The organism is Stieleria sedimenti (assembly GCF_025060895.1).
Classification (GTDB): domain Bacteria; phylum Planctomycetota; class Planctomycetia; order Pirellulales; family Pirellulaceae; genus Stieleria; species Stieleria sedimenti.
Map to the genome: position 1 here is coordinate 1 of NZ_JANZKV010000325.1, position 2068 is coordinate 2068.

Genomic DNA, 2068 nt, shown 5'->3' on the forward strand with positions numbered 1-2068 from the left:
CCTGCACACCAACACTCATATCCGAATCATTCGTCCCTGACCCCTTTTTCGTTTGGGCCGGTTAGTTTATCGAATCGCCGCCGTGGTTTGTCGACGGAGGCCGAAATCAGGTGAAGAACCCCAACCGCACGACATGCTGAACAATCTGACCACTGAAGCCCGAAATCCTGAATCGAGCGAAATTGATTCGCTGTCGGCATTGGAAATCGTTCGGCTGATGAGCCGCCAAGATGCATTGATCGCTGCCGCCGTGGCCGCTCAAGCGGAGTCGATCGCCGCAGCGATCGACGTGATCGCTGATCGCTTTCGCAACGGGGGACGGTTATTGTACATGGGGGCGGGGACCTCGGGCCGACTGGGGGTGTTGGATGCGAGTGAATGTCCGCCAACCTTCAACACCCCGCCAGAGATGGTGGTCGGCTTGATCGCTGGAGGCGAGAAAGCGTTGACGCGTGCGATTGAAGGCGCCGAAGATCATCCTGAGTTGGGCCAACGCGACTTGGCCGACAAGCGGCTGTCTTATCAAGATGTCGTGATGGGGATCGCGACGAGCGGGCGAACCCCCTACGTGATCGGCGGCCTACGATTCGCAAACCAAGTCGGTGCCTTCACGATCGGATTGAGCTGCAATGCCGACTGTGAATTGAGCCCCCATTGTAAAATCATGATCACGCCGGTCGTCGGCCCCGAGGTGATCAGCGGTTCGACGCGGATGAAGGCGGGGACCGCAACAAAAATGGTGCTCAACATGCTCACCACCGGGGCGATGGTCCGGATCGGTAAGACGTATGGCAATTTGATGGTCGATCTACGTGCCACCAACGAAAAACTGACCATGCGATCCTGTCAAATTGTTGCCGAACTCACGGGTGTTCCACCGCTGGAGGCACGCCGTTTGTTAGACCGCTGCGATGGCGAGGTGAAGACGGCGATCGTCTCTCATTTGCGCGGAGTCACCGCCCAAGAGGCTCGACAACAGCTCTCCGAGTGCGATGGCCATTTACGCCGCGCACTCCAACGAGACGACGCCTGATGCGCCAAGACGACTTGATCCTGGGTGTCGATGGCGGCGGATCGAAGACGATGGCGTGGCTTGCGCGTCGCGATGACCAAGGCGGCATCCACCGAATCGGGGCCGGGCGGTCGGGCCCCTCCAACGCCCGCAGCGTCGGCTTCGATCAAGCGACGGCGAATCTCGACCTCGCCATCGAGGCTGCGTTCGATGATGCCGATCGAGCCCGAATGAAGGTGGCCAGCGCCTGTCTGTCGCTCGCCGGTGCGGATCGCGAGTCCGAGCAAGCCGAAATTCGAAGTTGGGCTCGGCAACGCGGGTTAACGCATCGCTTGACGATTACTAATGATGCGATTCCGGTGTTGTACGCGGCGTCCGATGACGGAGTCGGGATTGCATTGATCTGCGGGACCGGCTCACTGTCAATCGGGCGCAACGCGAACGGAACGACCGCACGGTGCGGAGGTTGGGGCGGATTGTTCGGTGATGAAGGGAGCGGATATCAAATCGGTGTTGCCGGTTTGCGCGCCGTCGCGCGGGCCGCCGATGGTCGCGGTCCCCAAACGAGTTTGCTGCCACGTCTCCTCGAGCGATTTCAAATCGCCAGTCCGAGCGAACTCATTCCGATCATCTATTCCGAACGAATCGATCGCTCTGCGATCGCCGGGCTTGCCCCGATCGTGTTTGCGGCTGCGGAAGCGGGCGATGTCGTTGCGGCAGGCATCGTCGAGACCGCGGCGGCGGAGTTGTCTGAGATGGTGGCCGTGCTGGCGCACCGATTGGGGTTCGCTGATGCTCCGTTTGTTTTTGCCGTCTCGGGCGGTGTGCTGACGCAGCAGCCAAGGTTTGCCGATCGGCTGCGACAGATGCTGGTTGATTCGAATCTGCGGCCGATGTTGCAACCGATCAATGACCCGGTTGCGGGATCGTTGGTCTTGGCCGCAGCCGAGTGAACGGCATGGAAGCGTGCGGAATGACTGGGTGGCTTGTCTTCACTTAGCGGTAGGGCGCGAGCCCTCCGGTCTTTCACGGTGTTTTTGAAACGCGACCGGACGG

At 60.3% G+C, this 2068-nt stretch carries 2 protein-coding genes; both read left to right on the forward strand.

Annotation, left to right across the window (positions count from 1 at the left end):
- Window positions 1-133: 133 nt before the first annotated feature.
- A complete protein-coding gene (gene murQ, locus NZK35_RS32320; protein ID WP_259636656.1) occupies window positions 134-1033 on the forward strand; it encodes an N-acetylmuramic acid 6-phosphate etherase in 900 nt (299 codons plus the stop codon).
- Window positions 1033-1965 carry an N-acetylglucosamine kinase gene (locus tag NZK35_RS32325; protein ID WP_259636657.1) on the forward strand — a complete coding sequence of 311 codons (933 nt, stop codon included), beginning with the start codon at window positions 1033-1035 and terminating at the stop codon, window positions 1963-1965. Before murQ ends, NZK35_RS32325 begins: the two co-directional genes overlap by 1 nt.
- Window positions 1966-2068: the final 103 nt, after the last annotated feature.